Below are 24993 nucleotides of genomic sequence, written 5' to 3' on the forward strand. Positions count from 1 at the left end.
ATAATTTATTTCTCTTCAAAAGCAATTCTTAGTGCTAATATATGAGCACAAGGACCTTTTGTCATTTTGTTATTATAATAGTATGAGCAATTACAATTCCCATCTACAATCCTAAGGTCTTTATCTACCCTAACATTAGGAGTATAAACCTTATCCACAACTCCTGTAATTGTAATTTTTTCCTGATTTTCTTTATGTTCTATGTTGAGTACTCCATCTTCTTGTTGTGAGATCATATAAGCTTCTTTATCAGTCTCACTAGAAAAACGAAGCGCATCTATATCAATTCCTTCTCGCTTTAACTCTCTGGCACGATATACCTTATTCTTTAAATCATAGATCACCTTCCCCGCCTGGGTAAATGTTGTTAACGCTTTGTTTACAGTAGACAGATTCATTCCTACGTCTGTAGCTAATTCTTTTTCTGTGCGAAACCAATTCTTTCTTAGTCCAAGATATACTGTTTGCAATGCAGAAGAAGATACCTGTCCTCTAGGTGCCAACAAGTCTAATTGACTAACCTGTGTCCAATCATTTGCTGTCCACCCAGAAAGTCCCAATGTAAAATACATGTCATTGTTTAGATGTGCTGTATAAAACGACGGCATTCCTGTTCCTAAAAGATGAACAGTAAATTTATCAGTAATCGGTAGTAAACGTTCTAACAACTGGATTCTTCTACGACCCCAAACTCGTATTTCTCTCTCGACCTCTCCCTGATAAATGGATCGAGAACATTCTATTTCAATGTTCCAGGGTTCAAAAACAGCTACAATGGGTTGTCCTGGTTTTAGAATATACTTAATAGACCTTGGACTCTTCTTTTCCTTGTTTCTTTTTAAAATAAAAATAAAATTAGCAATATCTGCCGCTTCCAATTCAAAAGATATTTTCTCGCTGGTCATTGCAGAACTTACTTGTAAAAAACCTCGAACCCAACTATCTGGTAAATCGATCTTTACTTCTTTATAGTTTTCTTCTCCAGTAGTCTTTACATCAAATCCTCCAGGATCTATCTTAAAATCTGTTTCTTTATAACTACGTATTTTTTGAAATTCCTGATATAAACTTTCTGAGTAATCGATATTTGTGGTTCCACATTTAAAATCACTGATATTGGTAAACACATCATAATCACAGGATAGCTTACCATATACTGATTCATCTTTACTAAAACATTCAAAAAATACCTGATCAGGATGTATTGTAATCACAGGATCCAATACCAACCAGGCCGCATAATCTCTTGTATAGAGGTACTTAAAATACTTTCGTTGCGCTTTATAAAAAGGCTTTGTGATTACTTCTCGCTGTTCTCGTAATCCTTTTAATTTTCTTTGTAATTCGAGTATCTCTGTATTAGTTTTATCTAACTTTTGATTCGCTTCTGCCAACCATACTTCTTCCTGGCTCTTTAACCATTCCAGATACTGGGTATTATCTTTGGGCTTGAACTTAAAATCCGCAACAACCACATCATGTAATGCAGAAATGGCTTCTCTAAAAGGAATTTTTTTATTTAGAGTTCCTACAAAATATGTAGGTTCTCTAAGTACATCCGGTGCAAAAGCAACACCTGTTGATGAAACTCCATTTTGTACGCTGCTTGTTCCTCCATATTTATAGCTAAACTTCATATTTTAAACAGCTTTTATAGTTAATGGAATTTCTATTTCAGGAAAAGCTTCCTTAATCGCAAGCAAGATGTCAATACATTTACTTCTATCTTTTACAGTTTTAGTGGCTAATACAGTATCAAGAACTCTAATTACCATCCTGGCTACTAATTGATCCTTAACACCTTCTTTTTCAAGAAACCCATATACTCTTGATTTTGCAGCACTATTCCTATTAATATTAAACAGTGTAGTTTTGAAAAAAGCTTCTAGCTTTAGAATTACTTCTGGCCTATCTTTGGCATAGGTATTTAAATAATTTGTAGTAAAGAATTGCATAGTCTTAGAAGGATGTTCTTGTAGTTTTAATAATAATTGTAATCCATCTTCTTTTCTAAAGCGAGTAGTTATCATTTTTCTTCCAAATGCCTGTACATCTTCTTTGGTATGATCACATATATATAATAAAGTGTCCAAGTTCCAGGTTTCTGTTTTTATATGATTGTCAAAAAAATCATAAGCCCATTCTCTAGCATCTTTCCAATCGGTATTAAAAATTCGTAAAGCCTCCTCAAACTCATAGTTAATACGTGCTGGATTACTTTTGAAATACACTTCTAATGTATCACGGACTACTTTAACATCGCTTGTCGACAATAAAACAAGTTGTGACATGGTTAAATCCTGAAGATGCATTCTTTTCTGAAATATTGGAGTCCCTAATTTTTGCGCAAATTCATATTTAGATAATATCAGTACGAGAATTCCATCAGGATTCACTTCTTGCAGATCATTCCCATAGTATTGTATTAATACCTCATAACAACTTTTATGAACTCCTTCATAGGATTCTTGCTCTGTAAGTACTTGTAACAATTTATGCAGTAATCCTTGTTTAAATTTTTTATCTAAGCTTACCAATTTTCCTATAGCGGGCTGAATAGCTTCTCGAACTTCAGGGTGCGGAGAAAAACAGTACCCGCTTATAAGTTGATGATGTTCTAATAGATATTGATCGGGAAAAATTGATAACAATTCCATACCCGCTTTTCTCAATATATCTTCTTCTGCATCCAAATATTCTCCTATATAATCTTTTGACAACTCATAAGTGGGAATCGTATTTACTCTACTTAATGTTGCTGCGAATAATTTATTGGTAACTGAACTACTATTAACTAATTGTTTAATCTTTTCTTTGGATACATCTTTTAGCAACTGTCCCAAATATGTTTGTCCTATTATTTCATTTATTTTTAAAAGAAAATCGAATTTATACGTATTGGGTATTTCTAGAAATGGTGCTAATTGATCAATATGCAATGGTAGATCATAAGTAAGTTTATTCTTATATAATTCGGATATATATACTGTGACTTCTGGTTTCTCAATTAATAGCAATGCTGCTAAAAAATCAGAAGTTAACATATACGCTGCTTCATATTTTTGCAACCATTGTAAGCCCAATATCTGTGCTTTTTTACTATTGGATATAAGTAATGATAACAGTATTTCTTCCTCTGGTTTTTCTGTTTCATATCTTTTTTCCAAAATATCTATTACAATATCTACAACACGCTCATCATAATGTGTTATTAATTTCTTAAAAATGGCAGGCGGTATTTCCTCAAGAAAATTTGGCTTATCCTGTATGATCCGTAAAGAAAAACGAATCGCCTCTTCACTTTTAGCATTTGCAAGTATATATAATACTTCTTGTGGTTTGTTATTCCATACTTCTTGTAATGCCTCTTCTCGAGGTAATTGAGAAGAATCTGATACCTCACCAGTATAGTACCATTTCTTTCTGGCACGATGAAACCTATCTGAACTCCCAAACAGGATATACATTAATGCTGGAAAATCACAATATTTAGGAAAATGCTGTTTTATCGTTTCATAACGTCTTGTGTCATAATCATAATTATAGAAGTACTTTGTTTCTTCATTTCTCTTATCAATAGCATCATCCAAACTACATAGTAATTCCTTTGCAAAATCTACATAACCATCTGTATTAAACTTTCCTAAATTATATATGGTTTTATAGGTGGTGTTACCAAAATACTCTTTGGTTTTTCCTGAGAAGGCTATTCGTGGATTAGGTTTTTTCTTCTCCTGATCTGCAGATATCCAATTCCAATTTGTATCATAAGTTCCATATCCACTATATCCAGGTTTACTAATTGCAATACGCTTAGAAATTAAAGCATAGAAAATAAGGTCGTCTGTTACTTCTGCTGTTCTGAAAATATATCGAATAGATTTAAAAGTATTTAGTTTTATAGGTAGTCGATTTATAAGAGTATATAATATATCTCGTAATTCGATATCCTGATAGGAGAGAAGATACAGGTAATAAACACTTAATGGATTAATGTTATTTTCCTGCAAAAAATAGGTAACAAGTTCATTAGAAAGTTGTTTTTTATTCCCTAAATGATTTGCTATTTCTATTGGCAATTCTTTTCTGGCATTTTCAAATACTTCTTGCTGATAACGATCTCCCTTATTTGAACTCTTAAGTATATATGCCGCCGCTACTCTACCTATTTTATCAGCATATCCTTTTTCACTAAAAATATTTGAAACTTTTTCTATTGCAGTCGTGTCCCTAAATTTTGCCAACACACGAATAGCCGCATATTGTTCGAATTCATCTTTGGATGATATAAAATGAGGTATAAATTCTAAGGACTCTTTTAGGTCAAGTACTCCCGCTCTCCAAATGATTCTTGATACTTTCCAGTCTCTTGTATAATTTCCTAAGGTTGCATCTTTTAAATATTTAAGAATCACCTCATTTCGTGTAGTATTTACTGTATCGTTTTCTTTCTCTTTAGATTCTTTAATCAGCGTATTTTCCTGCCCTTCTTCTGCATATCCTTTATCTTCTTTACTTTTTACAAGCTTATCAAATATAATTATTGCCTCTTCATAAGGTACTGGAAAGACTGTTTTTGTTCCCTCTCTGAGGGTACTTTCTCTTCTTCCATACCTAAAATTAACGATAAATAATTCTGAATCTACTTCGCAAAGGTCTACTTCATATACCTTGTCTGATTTTGCATCTTTAAAGTATAATGACTTACTTTTTAGTAATTTCAATGTGAGTTGGATTTAATGACTAAAATCTCTTTTTTTAATGATATTTCAAAATTAATCTTCATTATTTTTAGATTGTAAATTATTTTTATCTGAATGTCTGTATTTTATATTCTATTTTAGTTTTTATGAGCTTATAAAATCATTAAAACCCTATCTTTATATACAGAATTCTATTCCGAAAAAAATGAGTATTCCACAACTTAAATTTACAATTGCTTCTTCTAACAATGAATTGGAACAGATCATTCAACTTCAACAAAAGAATTTACCTGTTTCTATTTCAAAAAGTGAAAAAGAAAAAGAAGGTTTTGTAACTGTGCAGCACGATTTCGATATTTTAAAAAGAATGAATGATCAGCAACCGCATATCATTGCAAAAGATGGTGAAGTTGTGGTTGGATACACATTGTGCATGACAAAAGATTTTGGCAATGAAATCCCTATACTGCGACCAATGTTTGATAAAATCAATAATTTCTTAGATCATTCTAGTACATATATCACTATGGGACAGGTTTGTATCGATAAGGCATATAGAAAACAAGGAATTTTTAGAGGGCTATATCACCATATGCGAGAAGTACTACAGAATAAGTATGATGTACTCATTACCGAAGTAGCTGCCAATAATACAAGATCCTTAAATGCTCATTATGCTATAGGTTTTAAAACATTGCTTACATACTCCTCAGATGATATAGAATGGCATATTATTCATTGGAACTGGGAGTGATATTCGGTTTTTGAACCTCTTCAAGATCATATCCAAAATCTTTCCCCTTTTGTATTCTTGGTACTCCTTTGGTCATCCATACAGGAGCTGGTTCACCTTTTAAGTAATGGTCAAAAAACTGCATCATTCGTATAGATAAGTCTTGCTTGTTTTTTTCTTTTCTTAGATTATGTGCTTCATTATTATAAACCAATAACCAAACTGGTTTTTGTAATCTACGCATACCCATAAACATCTCTATTCCTTGATAATAGGGTACTGCTCCATCCTTATCGTTATGCATCATAAGCAAAGGAGTTTCTATTTTAGGAATTCCGAATAGCGGAGAGTTTTCTATATATAAATCAAAACCTTCCCATAAGTTTTTACCGATTCTACTTTGAGATTTTTCATATTGAAAAGCTCTACTCAGCCCGGATTGCCATCGTATTCCTCCATAAGCAGAGGTCATATTACTTACTGGTGCACCTGCCATTGCAGTTTTAAATTTATTGGTAACTGTTATTAAATAAGCGACTTGATATCCACCCCAACTCTGTCCTTGAATTGCCATGTTGTTACTATCTATATAGCCAAGTTCTTCTACCGCCTCAACTCCTGAAACAATACAATTATAAGCGCTAGCTCCTGGTTTCCCCTCATCATATACAATATCAGGAACAAACATTATATAATCATTACTAACAAGATAAGATGAGTTTACAATAGAAGCACTTGGTCGTGGAATATGATACGTTCTATAACTATCAGATCTCTTTTCATAAAAATATGTGATCAACGGATATTTTTTTGCAGGATCAAAATCTTCTGGTTTATATATAATCCCTTCCAATTTTTTTCCATCATAAGCTTTCCATGAAAATAATTCAGCTGTTCCCCATTTAAAATCTTTTTGATGAGGATTCGCATTGGTAATCTGTGTATTGTTTTTAAACCCATCATTGCTTAGATGCATATCTTGAAACGTATTAAAATTCTGTTTTTGATATGTAAAAATCTCTGCGTTTTTAGCTTTATTATATCTATTTATGAGAAACTCTGAAGGCTTTATTTTTTCTACTAGCTTTCCTTTATCTAGTGCGTATAAACCTGAAGCTTTAGTGGTTTTATCAAAGCTTGTAATAAGTAATTCATCATTAAGGTAAGAAGCATTCATTCTATTTTCCGGATCTAGTCTCAATGTTCTATATTCTATAGCATTTTTTCTTCCGGTTTTAGTAATGTTTTGTGGTTTCTTTTTACCGTCAAGGGCAATTCTCCAAATATCAAATTTATCAAATACCAGAGCATTACCTTCTGCATCAAAACCTCCATAACCATATGGATAAGGCAATGCAGGGTGATCATCATCTTCATCATAAAATGCTACAGAAAGTTCTTTTGTAAGATTTAATATTTTAGAAGTTAGAAGATTTACAGAAAACCAGGCTTGTTTCTGTATATCATAATACAAGGCATATGTTTTATCCGGAGATAGAATAGGATCTATTGCCATATTCTTTAACACAAGGTTTCTCTCTCCCGTATAAGTATTTATTAGATAGTAATCATTCGTCCAGGGCAAATTCCAGGAACGTTGAATATCATATGGTGAACCTGTAGATCCAAATACAAATTGTTGCTCTTTATCTTTATCAAAGATTACCTCAGAGATTACCTCATCCTGGATATGAATAAAATCATCTTTATCCGTATCATAATAAGAGATAAAAGCTTTCTTATTAAGTTCTTCAAATCTGGATTTCTGTTCAGGCTGGATCATTTTGTCCTGCCAATTCCATACATCTACCTGAGGAATCTCTTCTTCGAGCAATGTAGTGTCTCTCTTATATTCTACTTTGGGTTTTGAATAAAAATAAAGCCGTTTCCCGTATTCTGAAAAGAAAGGAGATTGATCGGCACTTAAAACCCATCGATTTCTAAGGTTATTACTAACAGTATCTATTAGATTTTTGAGTTTTTGATTCTTGTAATAATACAATCCATACTTAAGTGAATCTACTGCTGTAGAGTCTGAAGCTGCAAGAAAAGAAAATCTGAAACCTTCTTTATCCACTACTAATTTATCATATCTATATTTACCTGTATCTACAACTTTTTTTGCTCCTAAAGACAAATCATATTGATATACTCCTAGATCTTTTTCGTTTTTCTTTTGGTTTTTTAATGCGTAATAGAAAAAATTACCCTTCTCAGGAACCACAAAATCTTTAATTTGATGAAGTGTATCTGTATTTTTGGTTTTCAAGTTATAAACCAGTGCATAATTTTGTTTCTTGGCTAATGGGATTTTCTTTTTTGTAGTATCCTTTTTTTTCTCCTGTAGGGAATCTTTTTCTTTCTTCTTTTTAGAAGTGCTTTTGTTCTTGAATTTCTCAATCACCAGCCAATCTTTTCCTTTTATAGGTATCTTATATTTTTTAACCCTTAGAATAGAATCAAGAATTTTATTATTCTTCACATCATAGATAAACAAGGCGTCTTTGGACCTATCTTCTTTATCAACTTCTTTCTTTTTCTCTTTTCTTAAAGTTTCATAGTTTGGTTTTCTTTTAAAAATCACAAAACTCTCATCAGAGGTTATTGAAGAATTATATCCATTATGAAAAACAAATTTCTGTTTATTCTTTGTATTATATATTTCTATATATCCATCTCCTCGCTTAGTAGATGTTTCTATAGTAGATACAACTAGTTTCCCTTTATTTGATATTTTAACATCACTGATCCTTTTCCAAAGATCATAATCATCGTGGGTAATTGCTTTTTTTTGAGCTAAAAGAGAGATAGGGGTTAAAAGGACTAATAGGATTACGAATTTTCGAACCATTGGATTGAGTTTAATGAATAACAAAACACTTTTGTCATTTTTTACTAATGGATATCAAGGATTTATTTTATAAAATCCAGCGAAAATTATAAAACCTTTTCCCTAACGGTATGTATTTAACATAACTTTATCTAAGCAGTGATAAGAAAAACTCTTCTGAAATGCTAAAAAACATCATAAAATGAGACCGATTTACAGGTAGTTATGCAGGATCCAATCATTACTTGTTAAAATTCTGAAAAGCGGTTGTCATTAACAAAATCATCATCTGTAAGTGTTCTAAGAAAGGCTATGATTTGCTGTTTTTCTTGATCTGTCATAGAAATACCTATGGTCATATCTGCATTTCTAAAAACAGGATCTAACGTTTCGGATTCTACCATCCCATTACTATAATGATTTAAAACATCTTCTAATGTTTTAAGCCTTCCGTCATGCATATAAGGAAAACTAAGCTCAATATTTCTGAGCGTTGGAACTCTAAACTTATACATATCAGCTTCTAATCCGGTAACTCGCCCTCTACCAATATCATTATACTGAGGATCAATAGGTAATCCATTATTACGATATGATTGATCTGTAAATAGTGTGCCTTGATGACAAGAAGCACATTTAGACTTAAAAAGTTCAAAACCTGAGGCTTCATCTTCTGTAAACACAGAACCTTCATTCCTTTCAATTTTATCATATTTTGAATTAGAAGAAATCATCATCACCATAAATTGTGATAATGCCTTAAGCATATTATCAGAGTTTATCTTTTGATCCTCAAAAGCCTCTGCAAATAATTTGACATATTCTGGCTGCTCCTCAAGTTTTTTGATAATACTGCTAAAAGTTTCATTCATTTCTACCTCGGCAGTAATTGGTATTATAGGTTGTAAATCTAAATGTATTGCTGCACCATCCCAGGTAAATGCATTTAAAAATGCTAAATTATGAAGTGGTTGGGCATTGCGAGTTCCTAAAGCTCCATCAACACCATGACTAACAATATGTGTATGATGTGTAAAAGCAAAATCCTGAATATGACAAAATCCGCATGAGACTACTCCGTCTGACGATAGACGTCCATCGTAAAATAATTTTTTTCCTAGCTCAAAACCTTTTTCAGTTGGAGGGTTAAGGGTAATATTATAACTAGGTTCTGGAAAGTTAGCAGGAACTGTAAATTCTAGTTTTGGATTTTCTATAGACACATAATCATCCTTTTCAGAACTGCAGGCAGCTCCAAAAAGGATAATAGTTATATATGATAATAATTTCACGTGGTAATTCTTACTGACTAAAATTAAAATATGCTTATTATTAATTAGAAACATTTGTAATACTAAACATAGTACTAACATTTTCTGCAATCAATGGTGCATTTACCGGGTCTACCTGTATATCACTTTTATCTTGCAATGAATGTGAGTTTGTACTATCAAATATTTTAGCTACATCTGCTTTAATAGTTATATTGGCTGTATTATTTGCTGATATAGATAATGTATTTGGTAAATCTAAAGTAATCTCTTTATAATTATCCAATGTGGTACCGTGACTTCCTACGTGTAAAAGAAAAGGAGTATTGGTATTGGGTACTCCAACCATACTATAAGTTCCTTCAAACTTAAGGAATTTATATCCGGCAGACCAACTCCATAACATCCCACTTTCTTCTGCAGTAGGTATAAAGTTGTTAACTCCATTTAACGGATAATTTGATTGATCAACACCAAAACCAAATTTAATTTTTGTGTATTCTCCAGATGTTATATCAGTTAATCCTACTTCTTTACTGGTACTTACTTCTTCATTTATAAGAAAATAACTATCAGCTACAGGGTATTTAAATTCTTCGCCATTAGCTTTGACTAAAACTATATTACTGATAATGTACTTTAATTCAGAAATTGTATATGTTTCACTACTACCATTGGTATATGCACCACGCGATAATTCAATAGGGTTATTATCAATTATGTTTGTAAAATCAAGATTAAGACTTCCTACTTTTGCACCATTATTATCATCATCGCTTTTACAAGATAATACGGTAACAAGAGTTAACGCAATTATTAAGATCTTTTTCATTTTTGTATTCATTAAAGTTTTAATTTTTGTTTGTGTTATTTATATTTTATAATTAATACATCTTTGGAGCCTTTGTTTTCAGGGATATCAAAATCATTACTTTCTGAGTTACCAACAACTACGACTTTTTTATCATTTGTTTCTATACAATCCTCTCCAAATTCTGCTTCACTTCCTCCTGTTGTCGTTTTCCATTTAACCTCTCCGGTAGTATCTATCATTATACTTAAGATATCACTTTGACCTCTATTCTGAGTAAGATCTACATCGTTACTTCTAGAATTTCCGGTAATCATGAAATTTCCATCTTGTGTTTTATGAATCCCTCTTCCTGTATCAAAGGCTGTTCCTCCTAAAGATTTTTCCCAAAGCAGGTTTCCATTACCATCGATTTGTATCATCCAGAGATCTGCATTTCCTTTGGCACCAGTAATATCTCCATCATTACTTCTGGAATCTCCTACAATAACAAATTTACCATTACCTGTGGCAGCAATTGCATATGCTACATCAATTTCAGAACCACCAAATGACTTCTGCCATAACATAGTCCCTTCTGAGTTTACTTTTACAGCCCAGAAATCATAACTCCCCTTACTGTTTGTTACATCAAAATCAATACTTTCTGATGAACCAATCATTAAGAATCCATTATCTTCTGTTTGAACGGTATCGTAGCTACGGTCGTTATTGGTTCCTCCAAAATAACGTCTCCATACTTTATTTCCATCTGCATCAAGTTTAATCCCCCAGAATTCCCCAACACCATGTCGAACGTTATTTCTTTTATCATTACCTCCACCGCTACTGGCTGTTACATCCAGAAAACCTGTAACAAAATAACCGCCATCAGTAGTTTGAACAACCGAGAAAGCTCTATCAATTCCAGGAAAACCAAAACTTTTCTCCCATTGTATTTCTCCTGTTGAGTTAATTTTCACAATCCAATAATCCTGCAAACCTGCATTGACAGTTACATCTTCATCACTACTCCTACTATATCCAACTAAAATGTAACCTCCATCAGTCGTCTGTATAATTCTCTCTCCTCTATCATCACCTGTGCCTCCATAGGTCTTACTCCAGGAGATTGTTCCTTCTTTGGTTAATTTAAGCACCCAAAAGTCACTATCGGTAGCAGTCTTGTCAGTAATATCACCATCAATACTCTGGGTATATCCAGCAACAGCATAACCCCCATCAGTAGTTTCTACTACTGACAGGGCATTATCTTCATTACTTCCTCCAAATGTTTTAATCCACTCTATCTCACCTTTAAAACCAGTATCAACAGGTGGCGTGGGTTCGGTTGAATCATCATTGCTACAAGTTGTAAAAGTTAATGATATAAAACTGATAGCAAAAAGGCGAAATGATAATTTAAGATGATTCATATATTATTTATTTTATTTTTTTACAAACCGTTTAGACAGTATCTCTCCATTAGTAATGACTTGTAGAAAATATACTCCGGTATTTAAAGTAGAGATGTCTATAGTATTTGTAACGGTTCCTTTACTTACTAATTGCCCTACAAAATTTTTGATTTCATATTCTGACACATCTCTATGATTCATAGACACGTTTAAAATAGCACCTTGAACAGGATTAGGAAATATGGTGAGCGTTGTTTTTTCTGGTGCACTAATAGCAACTCTAGATGCGCTAGTTGTAAGCGCAACATTGTCTATTGCTATATCTGCTTGCCAGGTAGAACCTGTAATTCTATTAAATCTAAGTTGTACTCCTGCACCAGTATAAGCGGCTAGATCAATATTTACGGTTTTCCAAGAGTTTCCTTGGTTTCCTGTTTGACTCCATAAACTAGTCCAAGAAGCTCCATCATCAGCACTCGCCTCCAAAGCAATACTACCCATGTTTGTTGCTCCATACATATGATATGCAAAAGAAAAAGTAGCAGAAGATTGTGCGCTTAAATCAAAACATGGAGAATTGATAATTGCTCGTTTATTAGGATATCCTGTGCCATTTCCTGAAGCCTCAACATAAATATAGTATGTTCCTTGAGTAGCACTTGATGGTCCGGTATTTCTTGATGGAGTTCCGTTTGCATCTACAGACCAATTTATATCGTCTGCAGTAGACTGCACCCATGCTCCTACCGTATTTTCAAATCCTTCATTATATGGGAATGATGAGATACCCGAAGTACATCCATCACCTCCAGATCCTCCTCCTTCAATGATATTAACCGTATAATCTTCTACCTCTCCATATTGAAAAGACTCACAGGGAGAAGGCACTCCATTATATTTCATAGAAACTCGCATTCTGGTTGTTCCATTTAATGCGGAAGCTGGAATGGAAAAATTACCTGCTACTGGTGTATTTTGAGTAGCCGTTTGAGTCCATACCTGCTCTCCAGAATCAGAAAAGTCCCCATCTTGATTAAAGTCAATCCATACGCTATACCCCTCACTATATACTGTACCTGTCCAGGTAGGAGTGACAGTAATCGTATGCGTATCATCTCTTTTGAGATCAGTGGATATAGATGTGTAATCAATATAACCTCCATTTGAAGCTCCAGAAGCATTATTTATTGTTCCTATAGCAACATTACTTATATATTCATCTGAAACACTATTACCATTAGAATCACAATATACTAACTGTACGCTAGTGGTAGTAAATGTAACCGAATTACTGTATTGAGAGGTACTCCCATCAGAGCACTTACTCCTTACTTGAGCTTCATATTGAGTAGTAGGTGATAAACCTGAAATCACATAAGACGTTCCTGAAGAAGTATTGGTAGTCCAGGCAGAAGTTCCTGTTGCTCTATATCTTACATCATAAGTAGCTGCTGCAACACTCCCCCAACTTACAGTAGCCGAAGTAGCTCCAACATTAGATGAAGAAACAGAAGAAGGGGTTGTAGCTTGGCATACTACTGTGGCACTTTTTCTTACTAAAAAGAAGCCTCCTTCTATATCACTTATTACAATATTTCCACTATTAAAATACGGATATACATTCCACACACCATTAAAAGCTGCTCCATTACTGGAAGGATATGTATCAAAAGAACCTATTTCTGTAATATTTTTATTCCCAATATCAGAAATATCTATTACTCTAATCCCTGCTCGATAATTTGCCAAATAAAATTTATTTCCTTTTACATACCCATTATGATCTATTGCTGCAGTAGGACCATTATATATCATGTGTTGTTGTGGATTATCTAAATCTTGGAAATCAAAAATGATTGTCCTGGTATTAAAGCCTACTCCTTGTTCATCTGTTTCATCTCCCAGAATAAAATATCTCATATCTTCTGTAAACCATCCTTGATGGGTATATCCAACATCTGAGTATTTAATAGTAGAAATGGTAACAGGGTTTGCTTTATTTGTAATATCGGCTATTACTACTTCGATCTCATTACTTCCGATGAGTATTTCTCTACCTGTATAATTACTATCAGGTCCATTATAGGTTACTACTTGTGCATCATGGGTATAAGCTCGTTGACCTCCAGACAAAAACCCTCCTGCATTAGTTGGGTTTTTAGGGTCTTGAATATTAATAAAAAGAGGACCTCCTCGATAAGGACCTGAATTTCTTTGAGCTCCTACTACATAAGCATAGCCTGAATCTTCATTAATTACAATATTGTGTGCGTTGCCAAATTCAGTATACCTTGTATCTGCGGTAAAATTCTGAGGTGGGTTTGCAACATTACGTAATCGGGTAAGGTCAAAAACCTGCATTCCATGGTTAGAAGCTTCACTTACAATAAATGCATGGTCTTTATAGACTTTTACATCTCTCCAGGAACTGTTACTGGTTGCAGTAGGTAATTTACCTAGATAAATAGGATTAACTGGATCAGAAATGTCAATAAATGCGGTTCCATTATTTAAACCGATAATCGCATATTCCCTCCCATTGGTAGGATCTGTCCATCCCCAGCTATCATTTCCAGCTCCAGCATTCATTGTAGAAAGTGTGATATGAGACATTAAATCGTAGTCGTTACAAGGGTAAGAACCCGCGAAGCCATTCGTACAAGGTGTTTGACTATAGGATACAAAAGTCAGTAGCAAAAACGAAAGCGTAATTGTTAAAATTTTCATTGAGTTTGTGGTTTTAAGAGTTAGTTAGATTTTTTTTGTTAAGTCATATTAAAAGTTTAATTATTAAACATTTATCTAAATTTATGAAATTTATTCCTAGTAATTACGTAGTATTACTTAGAGTTAATTTCATTAAGTTTTTTTTAACAAAAAACCACAAAGAACTGATATTTTTAACTTTTCTTTAAATACTAATTCTTAGTATTCAAGCAATTATCTTATTGAATTATTTATTTATAATTAATTTTTTTGTCAAGTTATCATTAACACGTACCAAATAGATCCCCGAAGAATAATTAAGAGCAAGATTTGTACTGTTTGGTGTATCAAAAGAAGTTATTTCATCAACTTTTTTACCCAAAATATTATAGATTTCAATTTTTTCTAACTGAAAACCATCTCCTCCATTAATCGTAAGTCTTGAACTTGCCGGATTAGGATACATAGAAAATTTTTCTTTTGTCGAAAAATCACCCACACTTAAAGTATTACTTTGTCTTACCAGAAAGAACCCTCCTTCGATATCGCTAATCACAATGTTTCCGCTATTAAAATAGGGATATACATTCCACACGCCATTAAATGAAGCACTATTACTAGAAGGAAACGTATCAAAAGAACCTATCTCTGTCATGTTTTTATTACCTATATCAGAAATATCTATTACTCTTATTCCCGCACGATAATTTGCCAAATAAAATTTATCTCCTTTAACATATCCATTATGATCGATAGCTGGCGTAGGACCTGTATATACCATATGCTGTACTGGGTTATCTAAATCCTGAAGATCAAAAACTATTGTTCTAGTGTTAAAACCTACTCCTTGTTCATCTGTTTCATCTCCCAAAATAAAATACCTCATATCTTCTGTAAACCATCCTTGATGCGTATAACCAACATCAGAATATTTAATAGTTGATATAGTAGTCGGGTTAGATTTATTGGTAATATCGGCTATTACAACTTCTATTTCGTTACTACCGATTAAAATTTCACGCCCAGCATAATCAGAATCAGGACCATTGTAGTTAACTACTTGTGCATCATGACTATATGCTCTATCTCCAGTAGAAAGAAATCCTCCATCCGAAACAGGATTAACAGGATCCTGAATATTTATAAATACCGGACCTCCTCTGTAAGTCCCAGCTCTACTAGTTCCTACGGCATAGGCATACCCAGAATCTTCATTAATCACAATATTATGAGCACTCCCAAAATCTGTAAAATGTTTATCGACAGTAAAAGTTTGAGGAGGGTTAGCAACATTACGTAATCTTGTAAGGTCAAAAACCTGCATCCCATGATTTGGTGCTTCACTAACGATAAATGCATGATTCTGATATACTTTAACATCTCTCCAAGAGCTATTACTGGTGGCTGTAGGTAATTTACCAAGGTAGATTGGATTAATTGGATCTGAAATATCAATAAAAGCGGTTCCGTTATTTAGGGCAATAATAGCATACTCATTATTATTAGTAGGATCTGTCCATCCCCAACTGTCATTACCTGCAGATGCACTCATCGTAGATAGTGGGATATGTGACATTAAATCATAATCATTACAAGGGTAAGAGCCAGCCATTCCATTCTCACAAAGTGTTTGAGACTGGATCTGAGAAGAAAATAAGAAAATAAGTAGTGTAAAAAATAGTTGAGTTTTCATTGTTAGGGTTTATTGATTTGTTGAGTTTGTTTACGTAAAAATTTTATGGAGAGGTTTCTCTAACCAGTATAAAACCGGATTCTATATCACTAATTACTATGTTTCCACTATCAAAAAACGGGTAAACATTCCACGCTCCATTAAATCCTGCGGCATTATCGTTTGGAAAAGTGTCAAAAAAACTTATTTCGGTCATATTTCTATTATCAATATCTGAAATATCTATTATCCGAAGACCTGCTCTATAACTTGCTAAATAAAATTTATTTCCTTTTACATATCCATTATGGTCAATTGCAGAAGAAGTTCCATCATATGTCATATGTAATACGGGGTTATCCAAATCCTGAAAATCAAAAATAATAGTACGGGTATTAAATCCAACTCTTTGTTCATCTAGCTCATCTCCTAAAAGAAAATACCTCTGATTTTCTGTAAACCACCCTTGATGCGTGTATCCTACATTAGAATAATTGATAGTAGAAATCGTTACAGGATTATTTTTATCAGTAATATCAGCTATCACAATTTCTACTTCATTACTTCCTATCAAAATCTCACGACCTGTATAATCTGTATCTGGACCATTATAATTAACTACTTGTGCATCATGGCTATATGGTTGTTGCCCATTAGAAGCAAAGCCTCCAACATCTGTGGGATTTAACGGATCACTAATATCCAGAAAGACCGGACCACCAGCAAACGTACCAGCTCTGCTAGTCCCTACGGCATAAGCAAAACCAGAATCTTCATTAATAACTATATTATGTGCGTTTCCAAAACCAGTAAACCTTGCATCAGCAGTAAATGTTTGTGGTGGATTGGTAACATTTCTTAGTTGTGTAAGATCAAAAACTTGCATCCCATGATTTGGTGCTTCACTTACTATAAATGCATGGTTCTGATACACTTTGGCATCTCTCCACGAACTATTGACTGTTGCTGTAGGTAATTTACCGAGATAAATTGGCGTCTCTGGATTAGAAATATCTATAAATGCAGTCCCATTATCTAAACAAACAATAGCATATTCTTTATCGGTACTTGGATCAGTCCATCCCCAACTATCATTACCTGCAGATGCATTGAGATCCGCCAACGATATTCTTGAAACCAATTCTAGTCCATTGCAAGGATATACCCCTTCACAAAGACTTGCATCCGGAGGAGTAGATCCTCCATCATCATCATTACTGCAACTTATAAAGCTTACTAAAATTATAATACAGACAACATAACAAAGGTTATTCCAAGGATTTTGGAGAATGGATTTCTTAATATTTATAAGTAAAGTCATAGGTTCTATTGTATATATATAACAAGTACACCTTTAAATACCCTACAAATCATATAGGTTCTTGATAGTTACAGGGATGTTGGTATAAATGTCAGATTAGATTTTTTATAAAAATACCAAACCATACTGAGTTTTATTTAACATAACAGAACTCATTGCTTATATTTTTATAAAATTTATAATAATCACCTTAATTTCTTAAATTATTCTTAAAAACAGGTAACAATCTTTTAATGCAACTGATATACTGATATAAACACAAAAAAAGTACAGTTAAAAAGATGTAATTATGAAAACTCAAGTTTTAAAAATCGTAGCATTATTAGGTGTCATTGTTTTAACAAGTTGTTCTAAAGATGATGATGTACCAGTAGAAACCGGAATCACTTTGTTTGAAGAACAAGGAGAATGGAATTGTGAATTGTCTCAAACTTGTGAAGATATTTATCAATTTGAACTTAAAGAGGGTTCTAGGATATCTATCAGTATTGAAGAAGTAACAGGGTTATCTGTGGTCTCATTGGATCTATCAGCAGATTTTGGTCAATTTGGAGGACCCAACTTACTTAATGAAGGTGCTATTACCTACTATGGGTGTACTGTTCAGGACGAAGAAATATCCATCACTAATATTTTAATCTCAGAAACGGGTACTTATAATTTAGCAGTTGCCAGAGATTGGAACTTAAGCGCTGGTTTTGATGGAACTTATACTTTAGTCATATTATCAGACACTGCTTTTACTGAAGGAGTAACACCAATAAACGATGCCGAGGCAACAAATTATCAAAGAGAATGTTTGTAGTTTAATTAAGGTAGTAAAAATCCCGAAAATTCGGGATTTTTTTATGCTTTAAAATGACTTTCTTACCTACCTTTGCACTATGATTGAAGATAAAAACACACCTAAAACACCTTTATCCGAATTAGGAGAATTTGGACTAATTGACCATCTAACCAAAAACTTTAAGATTACTCAAAAAAGTACGATTAAAGGTATTGGCGATGATGCAGCTGTTCTAGATTTTAAAGATTCAAAATGTGTTGTTTCAACAGATTTACTTGTTGAAGGAGTTCATTTTGATTTGGCATATGTACCACTAAAACATTTAGGCTATAAAGCTGTTATTGTTAATTTATCAGATATCTATGCGATGAATGCTTCTGCTTCTCAGATCACAGTATCTATTGCCGTATCTAATAGATTTCCGTTGGAAGCTCTCGAGGAACTTTATACGGGAATACAAACAGCGGCAAAAATTTATAATATTGACGTTGTAGGAGGAGATACAACCTCATCTACCACTGGTTTAATAATAAGTATTACTGCAGTAGGATATGCAAATGACAATAATCTCGTATATCGTAATGGGGCAAAAGAAAATGATCTTCTGGTAGTAACAGGAGATATTGGCGCTGCTTATTTAGGTCTGCAGGTTCTTGAAAGAGAAAAAGAAGTTTTTAAAGTGAATCCTAGTTCACAACCTGACCTGGATAAATATACTTATCTTATTGAACGACAATTAAAGCCAGAAGCTCGTAAAGATATTCCTGAATTACTTAAAGCTTTAGAGGTACAACCTACAAGTATGATTGATATTAGCGACGGCTTATCATCAGAAGTAATACATCTCTGTACGCAATCAAAAGTTGGTGTAAATCTATATGAAGAAAAAATACCTATAGATCCTACTGTAATTTCTACTTGTGAAGAATTTAAAATCAACAGTACTACTGTAGCGCTTAATGGTGGTGAAGATTATGAATTATTATTTACAATTAAGCAGGAAGATTATCCAAAAATTAAGGCAAATCCTAATTTGACCGTTATTGGTCATATAACAGATGAGAAAAGTGGTATAGGATTAGTTACCAGAGCCAATGAGAAAATACAATTACAAGCTCAGGGCTGGAATCCAATTAAAGATTAATGTAAATATAATTATGATGCAACTGGCAAGGCATTATCTGTTTTATTTCTGGCCATCTTTTTTGCATGTACAGAAGCCAAAGCATTATTAATTTCTTTTAGCTTAGGAGTCATCACTTCTAATTTACCTTTACTATTAGTTGTAGCTTGTTCTCCACAATGTGAACAAGTGTATTCTTTTATGTGATGAGTAACACTTTTAGAAAGAACATAATTATGCCCAAAAAGGGAACAGTAAATTTTCGAGAAAGAAAATGACGAATGGGGGGTAGAATTCTTCATCGTATTGCGGGGTTAAAATTTGATTATCAATACAATAATAATATTTTTTTCTAGATATTCCTTCTTTTTGTAAGAAAAATTTAATCTAAAACACTGATTTTTAACTAAAAAACCTCTTTTTATGTGTGTTTTGGCTGGTAAAAAGGTATTTCATCCTTTTTAACTTGTCAATTTATTGCCTCTTTTACTTACATATTTTTTAGGCTTTAGCCCTTAATTTTGCTGTAAAAAACGGGATAATTCCGCCAATAATTCATCTTTATCTTCAATATAAGTCATGTGCCCTCCATCAAAACTTATAAGATTAGTATTACAAAATTTTGACTCCTCTATTCTTTGGTCATAATTTAAAATAGGATCTTTTTTACCTGCAAAAATAATTTTGAGCCCGTCAAAATTCAATAAAACCTCCCTACGATCCTTTCTGATTTTCATTCCTTCCAGCGCTGAAATAATTCCTTGCAAAGAAGTTTTTGACGCTTCATTTTTAATACTATCAATCGCCATATCAAACTTTGATCGATTTTCTTCAGCAAAAAGATTCGCTATTGCCATACTTGTATAAGCATTAGGGTTCTTTTTTACAATATTTATAGCTCTGCTTCGATTGATCTTTCGCTCTTCACTATCTGGGTAAGAAGTAGAGTTTAATAATACTAATCTTGAAACTAATTCTGGAAAAAGCTCTACACAAGCCAATGATACATATCCTCCCATAGAATGACCAATCATTGTTACCTGTGTAATTTTTAAATGATCTAACACTGCTTTAACAGCTTTAGCCATCTCTTCCATAGTATGAATATAACCTACACTTTCTGTTTTTCCATGCCCTAATAGATCAATGGTTACAATTCTATATTTATCATTTATCTCAGCAACTATTTCTCTCCACATGGTTGAGTTTTCTAAAAACCCATGTAAAAAAACCAGAGCTTCCCCCTGATCTTCAGCCGTATAGTGTATTTTACTTTGTTTATATTCTAAAGTCATTATATTGCAAAGGTAAATTCTTATATATCCAACTTAAAATTATTTGTAAATGAAATTCACCAAAGAATCATTCATCACCGGGTTTGCTCTTTTTTCAATGTTTTTTGGTGCAGGAAATCTTTTGCTACCTCCAATGCTTGGATATAACTCTGGAGAAGATTGGTTCATTGTAGCTCTTGGTTTTATTATTACTGCAGTGGTTATCCCTCTTCTAGGGATTTTGGCACATGCACGTTTACAAGGAACTATGTTTGATTTTGCAAAAAAAGTTTCTCCTATTTTTAGTGCTGTTTATTGTATTATCGTATATATTATTTCTGTAGCAATTCCTTCTCCAAGAACTGCAGCTGCAACATACGAAACAGTTATTCAGCCTAATTTTGAGAATATTGGTTCTTTATTAAATAGTACAATTTACTTTGGATTGGTGTTAGTTTTTGTATTAAACAGGTCTAAAATATTATCTCTCCTAGGAAAATATCTAACACCATTGATTGTATCCATTTTATTATTAGTTATAGGTATTGGTTTATTTTCTGCCGAACAAATTGTAAATCCCACAGAGAAGCTTTCTTTTTTTCAAGGTTTAATTGAAGGATATCAAACTTTTGATGCTATTGGAGCAGTGGTAATTGGAGGAGTTATTATAATTTCTTTAAACCTGAGAGGGCATACTACTTTTGAGGCAAAAAAATATTTAATTTCCCGTTCAGGATTTATTGCTGGTTTTGGATTATTAATTATGTATGCTGGAATGATCGCTGCTGGAGCTTATTTCAGATCAGAGATTGTAGTAGATCAAGCATTGAGTAGTGACTTACAAAGAGCCCAACTTCTTAATACAATTTCTTTAGCAGCACTAGGAAACATAGGAAGCACATTTTTAAGCTTTTTAATTGGTCTGGCTTGTTTTACTACTGCTGTAGGTATAACAACTGGTACAGCTGATTATTTTAAAGGGTTATTCAATGACTCAAAACAAGTATATTTAATTACAGCAATTATTGCTTGTTTAATAGGAGTAATAGTTGGTCAATTAAATTTTGGTACTATCATTCATATTGGTTTACCAATCATCTTTATGATTTACCCAATTACAATTGCTTTAATCTTTTTAAATGTGGCCCCTGAGAAATTTGCCACTCAATCAGTGTTCAGAACAGTAGTTATAGTAACTATTTTATTTAGTATCCCCGATTGTATTCGATTTATCACTAATGAAACTACTGATCTTGGACAATGGGCATCTGGTATTAGAGCATTTTTACCTTTAGGAAATGAGCATTTTGGATGGGTCTTACCTGCACTTGTTAGTTTTATTATTTCTAACATATATGTACAATTAACAGCTCATAAAACGGCATAAAAAATTTGCAAAAATTAAGTTGTAACCTTCCTGAATTTTTAGTTAAATTTGCACCTCTTAACATTTCATTAACAAGAAATGATTAAGCGGGGAATATTAAAAAAAGGGGGAAATATCACATGAAAAAACTAACTGCAATTGCTGGCATAATCTTATGCTTAACATCTTTATCTTGTTCAAACGACGACTATTTACCGATTACATCTGATCTAGACATGGAATTATTGATTTTGTTGGATAATGCTTCTAACGGTCAAGGGAATTCGTTTTTTATTCTACCTGAAAGCAATGATTTTTCTAAAATACCTCAGGATCCTTTAAATCCACTTACCAAAGAAAAAGTAGCTCTGGGTAAATTTTTACTTCATGAAACGGCAACTGGCGGAGAACCAAAGATTGCCGAAATGAAAAACATGTATTCTTGTGCGTCATGTCATCACGCGGCCGCCGGATTTAGCTCTGGATTACGACAAGGAATTGGTGAATGTGGTATTGGTTTTGGGATCAAAGGTGAACAAAGAATTATAAATACTCAAGTTCCTCAAGATTCTATAGATGTACAGCCATTGCGTTCACCTACAATTCTAAATGTTGCCTATCAAGATGTAATGTTATGGAATGGGCAATTTGGTGGTACAGGCACAAATGCTGATACAGATGCTTATTGGTCAGAAATTCCGGAAAACTTTTTAGGGTTTCAGGGTATAGAGGTTCAAGCAATAAAAGGACAGGGAGTACATAGATTATTAATCGATGAAGATTTTGTACAAACCTATGGCTATAAAAACCTTTTTGACGAAGCATTTCCTGATGTTATAGAAAGTGAAAGATATAACAAAACAAATGCAGCTTTAGCAATTGCCGCCTATGAGAGAACCTTATTGGCTAATAAATCTCCCTGGCAACAATGGTTAAAAGGAAATAAAAATGCAATCCCAGATAATGAGAAAAAAGGTGCAATTACCTTTTTTGGAAAAGGAAAATGTTATGAGTGTCATACTGGTCCTGCTTTAAATGACAAAAACTTTTATGCATTCGGAATGGGAGATTTTGACAATTCCAGCCAAGCACTGTTACTATCAGATGTTGATATGGAGAATGTAAAAAAAGGAAGAGGAAATTTCACAAAAAACAGTGATGATGATTATAAATTTAAAACCCCAACTTTGTATAATCTAACAGACAATGGTTTTTATGGTCATGGCGGTACTTTTACTTCTCTTAAAGACGTAATCACTTATAAAAATGAAGGAATTCCTCAAAACGCAGATGTTCCAGCAGAAAATCTAGCATCTCAATTTGGCTCAACCAATCTTACTAATGAAGAAATAAAAACCCTAACTTCTTTTATTTCTAATAGTTTAAGAGATCCTGATTTATTTAGATACGTTCCTGAAACTATGATATCAGAACTTTGTTTTCCAAATAATGATAGTGTCTCCAGAGAAGATTTAGGATGTGATTAACTATTAAAAATCATTAATTATAAAAAAGCCAATAGCCTTTTTCATAAAACAGTAGTAAAATAGTTTTCTGGTTTTAAATCTTTAACTCAATCTTTTTAATAACATGTTTTATTCTGTCATTAAAATTATATTGATTTTGTGTGTTTAGTTCTAAAGCTTTTTTATAATTAATTAATGATTTTTTATAATCTCCAGAGAAAAAATAAGCTTCCCCAAGACTGTCATACAGATTCCACATCTTAGGGTGTTGTTCTATGTTAAACATAAAAAGCTGTATGGCCTTATCATAGTCTTTTGAGCTGAGATACCCATACCCAATTTTATTGATAACATCCTGAAAATCTATATTAGGATTACTCTTTTTTATTGCTTTAAGATCTTTAATAAATTCTGAAATATTATTCCCTTTTAAACTAACTAAGGCTTTTTTAAACAGTTGGGCAGCTTCTAAGTTGTAGCTTTTCGAGACTTCGTCTATGATATAATAATGATCTCCTTTTTGTCTTTCATAAATATCATTGGTTTTAATTACAAGAACAGTATTTATCTCAGGAAACATGGTTATATTTTGTCCCCAAGCACCGCTAGCTGTATAAGCTCCTTTAAGTATTTTATTACTTGGTTTTTCCCAAAGCCACCACATATAACCATAGCTATACCAACCTCCATTTTCCTTAAAAAAAGGGGCTATTTTATCAACTTCTTCAAAAGTAGATTTTGGCGTCGTCATTTCATGTACCCAATCTTTATTAATAATTTGAGTATTATTCCAGGTACCATTGTTAAGCATCAATAATCCCAATCGCGCCATATCTCTTGCAGAAAACCACATATGATATGCACTTATATCTGTTATCAGTGGATTTTCATCTTTTTCTTGTAGTGATCTATCCCAATCTTGCATTTGTAATGGTATCGCAAATTGAGATTCAAGATCATCGTATATATTGTTCTTCGTTTCTTTTTCAAAAATGTATCCGGCTATGTTAAAATCCCAATTGTTATATAGCCAGAACTCTCCAGGTTTAACACTACCTCTTTTGGGCGCTAAATGTTGTAAATCGCCACCATTGGCTGCTGGAAGAAAAACTCCTGAACGAGAAGATATAATATCTCTAACTGTGGCTTCTTTTTCACTATTTAACAATAACTCTGTTTTGGGTATCTGTATGTTTTTTAAAGACTTGTCAAGGTCAATAGTACCATCTTTTACATATTTTCCATAAAGCATAGCCATAACACTTTTTCTACAAGATGCTATGTAACTGTTTTCATTAATATTTCCATATTCAAAAATAATTTCTCCATCATGTATAATTAACATTCCTGTGGTAGCTGTGCTATCCACAACATATTCTCTTATAGCTTCTAATTTGTTTTGATCCCATCCAGAAAAAATAGAATATTCATTTCGTTCCCAATTTTTACCTGGAAAAGTTTGTGAAAATGCTGTTTTAACAGAGATTATAGCTAAAATAAAAAGTGGTAATATTGTGTTTTTCATTACTGGTA

Annotated in this window: 17 protein-coding genes; 5 read left to right on the forward strand and 12 right to left on the reverse strand. The window is 32.9% G+C overall.

What is annotated here, in order from left to right; all coding sequences use genetic code 11:
- Nucleotides 1-5: 5 nt before the first annotated feature.
- Both U0D62_RS05675 and U0D62_RS05680 read right to left on the reverse strand, forming a co-directional pair.
- Nucleotides 6-1637, reverse strand: coding sequence for an SWIM zinc finger family protein (locus U0D62_RS05675; protein ID WP_322194384.1), 1632 nt, complete (start codon nucleotides 1635-1637; stop codon nucleotides 6-8).
- A 3-nt stretch (nucleotides 1638-1640) separates the two neighbouring features.
- Nucleotides 1641-4724, reverse strand: coding sequence for a hypothetical protein (locus U0D62_RS05680; RefSeq protein ID WP_322194385.1), 3084 nt, complete (start codon nucleotides 4722-4724; stop codon nucleotides 1641-1643).
- A gap of 184 nt (nucleotides 4725-4908) precedes the next feature.
- Here U0D62_RS05680 and U0D62_RS05685 point away from each other — a divergent pair, with 184 nt between their 5' ends.
- Complete coding sequence (locus U0D62_RS05685) at nucleotides 4909-5457, forward strand: GNAT family N-acetyltransferase (RefSeq protein WP_322194386.1); 549 nt, start codon at nucleotides 4909-4911, stop codon at nucleotides 5455-5457.
- Here U0D62_RS05685 and U0D62_RS05690 read toward each other — a convergent pair.
- The 7 genes from U0D62_RS05690 to U0D62_RS05720 form a co-directional block, all read right to left on the reverse strand.
- Nucleotides 5435-8287: an alpha/beta hydrolase family protein gene (locus tag U0D62_RS05690; protein WP_322194387.1), complete on the reverse strand. Its 2853-nt coding sequence runs from the start codon at nucleotides 8285-8287 to the stop codon at nucleotides 5435-5437. The genes U0D62_RS05685 and U0D62_RS05690 overlap by 23 nt on opposite strands.
- Nucleotides 8288-8514: 227 nt before the next feature.
- Nucleotides 8515-9558, reverse strand: a complete 1044-nt coding sequence (locus tag U0D62_RS05695; RefSeq protein ID WP_322194388.1) for a cytochrome-c peroxidase — start codon at nucleotides 9556-9558, stop codon at nucleotides 8515-8517.
- Between the two features lie 40 nt (nucleotides 9559-9598).
- The gene (locus tag U0D62_RS05700; protein ID WP_322194390.1) at nucleotides 9599-10369 is read right to left on the reverse strand and encodes an MbnP family protein; all 771 of its coding nucleotides are present in this window, start codon (nucleotides 10367-10369) and stop codon (nucleotides 9599-9601) included.
- Nucleotides 10370-10404: 35 nt separating this feature from the next.
- Complete coding sequence (locus U0D62_RS05705) at nucleotides 10405-11763, reverse strand: hypothetical protein (RefSeq protein WP_322194392.1); 1359 nt, start codon at nucleotides 11761-11763, stop codon at nucleotides 10405-10407.
- A gap of 12 nt (nucleotides 11764-11775) precedes the next feature.
- The gene (locus U0D62_RS05710; protein ID WP_322194394.1) at nucleotides 11776-14472 is read right to left on the reverse strand and encodes a choice-of-anchor B family protein; all 2697 of its coding nucleotides are present in this window, start codon (nucleotides 14470-14472) and stop codon (nucleotides 11776-11778) included.
- A 226-nt stretch (nucleotides 14473-14698) separates the two neighbouring features.
- Nucleotides 14699-16144, reverse strand: coding sequence for a choice-of-anchor B family protein (locus tag U0D62_RS05715; protein WP_322194396.1), 1446 nt, complete (start codon nucleotides 16142-16144; stop codon nucleotides 14699-14701).
- A 43-nt stretch (nucleotides 16145-16187) separates the two neighbouring features.
- Entirely contained in the window at nucleotides 16188-17444 is a 1257-nt protein-coding gene (locus tag U0D62_RS05720; RefSeq protein ID WP_322194397.1) for a choice-of-anchor B family protein, read from the reverse strand.
- Between the two features lie 289 nt (nucleotides 17445-17733).
- Between U0D62_RS05720 and U0D62_RS05725 the strand changes: the two genes are divergently transcribed.
- On the forward strand, nucleotides 17734-18249 hold the full coding sequence (locus U0D62_RS05725) for a PPC domain-containing protein (protein ID WP_322194399.1): 516 nt from the start codon (nucleotides 17734-17736) through the stop codon (nucleotides 18247-18249).
- A gap of 79 nt (nucleotides 18250-18328) precedes the next feature.
- Entirely contained in the window at nucleotides 18329-19375 is a 1047-nt protein-coding gene (gene thiL, locus U0D62_RS05730) for a thiamine-phosphate kinase (protein ID WP_322194401.1), read from the forward strand.
- 11 nt (nucleotides 19376-19386) lie between these two features.
- Here the strand turns inward: thiL and U0D62_RS05735 are convergent, their stop codons facing one another.
- Nucleotides 19387-19656 carry a hypothetical protein gene (locus U0D62_RS05735; RefSeq protein ID WP_322194403.1) on the reverse strand — a complete coding sequence of 90 codons (270 nt, stop codon included), beginning with the start codon at nucleotides 19654-19656 and terminating at the stop codon, nucleotides 19387-19389.
- A gap of 213 nt (nucleotides 19657-19869) precedes the next feature.
- On the reverse strand, nucleotides 19870-20649 hold the full coding sequence (locus U0D62_RS05740; RefSeq protein ID WP_322194404.1) for an alpha/beta fold hydrolase: 780 nt from the start codon (nucleotides 20647-20649) through the stop codon (nucleotides 19870-19872).
- Between the two features lie 49 nt (nucleotides 20650-20698).
- Between U0D62_RS05740 and brnQ the strand changes: the two genes are divergently transcribed.
- A complete protein-coding gene (brnQ, locus tag U0D62_RS05745; RefSeq protein ID WP_322194406.1) occupies nucleotides 20699-22015 on the forward strand; it encodes a branched-chain amino acid transport system II carrier protein in 1317 nt (438 codons plus the stop codon).
- Nucleotides 22016-22134: 119 nt separating this feature from the next.
- On the forward strand, nucleotides 22135-23481 hold the full coding sequence (locus U0D62_RS05750) for a cytochrome-c peroxidase (protein WP_322194408.1): 1347 nt from the start codon (nucleotides 22135-22137) through the stop codon (nucleotides 23479-23481).
- A gap of 73 nt (nucleotides 23482-23554) precedes the next feature.
- Here the strand turns inward: U0D62_RS05750 and U0D62_RS05755 are convergent, their stop codons facing one another.
- Complete coding sequence (locus U0D62_RS05755) at nucleotides 23555-24985, reverse strand: serine hydrolase (protein ID WP_322194409.1); 1431 nt, start codon at nucleotides 24983-24985, stop codon at nucleotides 23555-23557.
- Nucleotides 24986-24993 lie beyond the last annotated feature (8 nt).

It is taken from the genome of Aquimarina callyspongiae (assembly GCF_034322225.1).
Classification (GTDB): Bacteria; Bacteroidota; Bacteroidia; order Flavobacteriales; family Flavobacteriaceae; genus Aquimarina.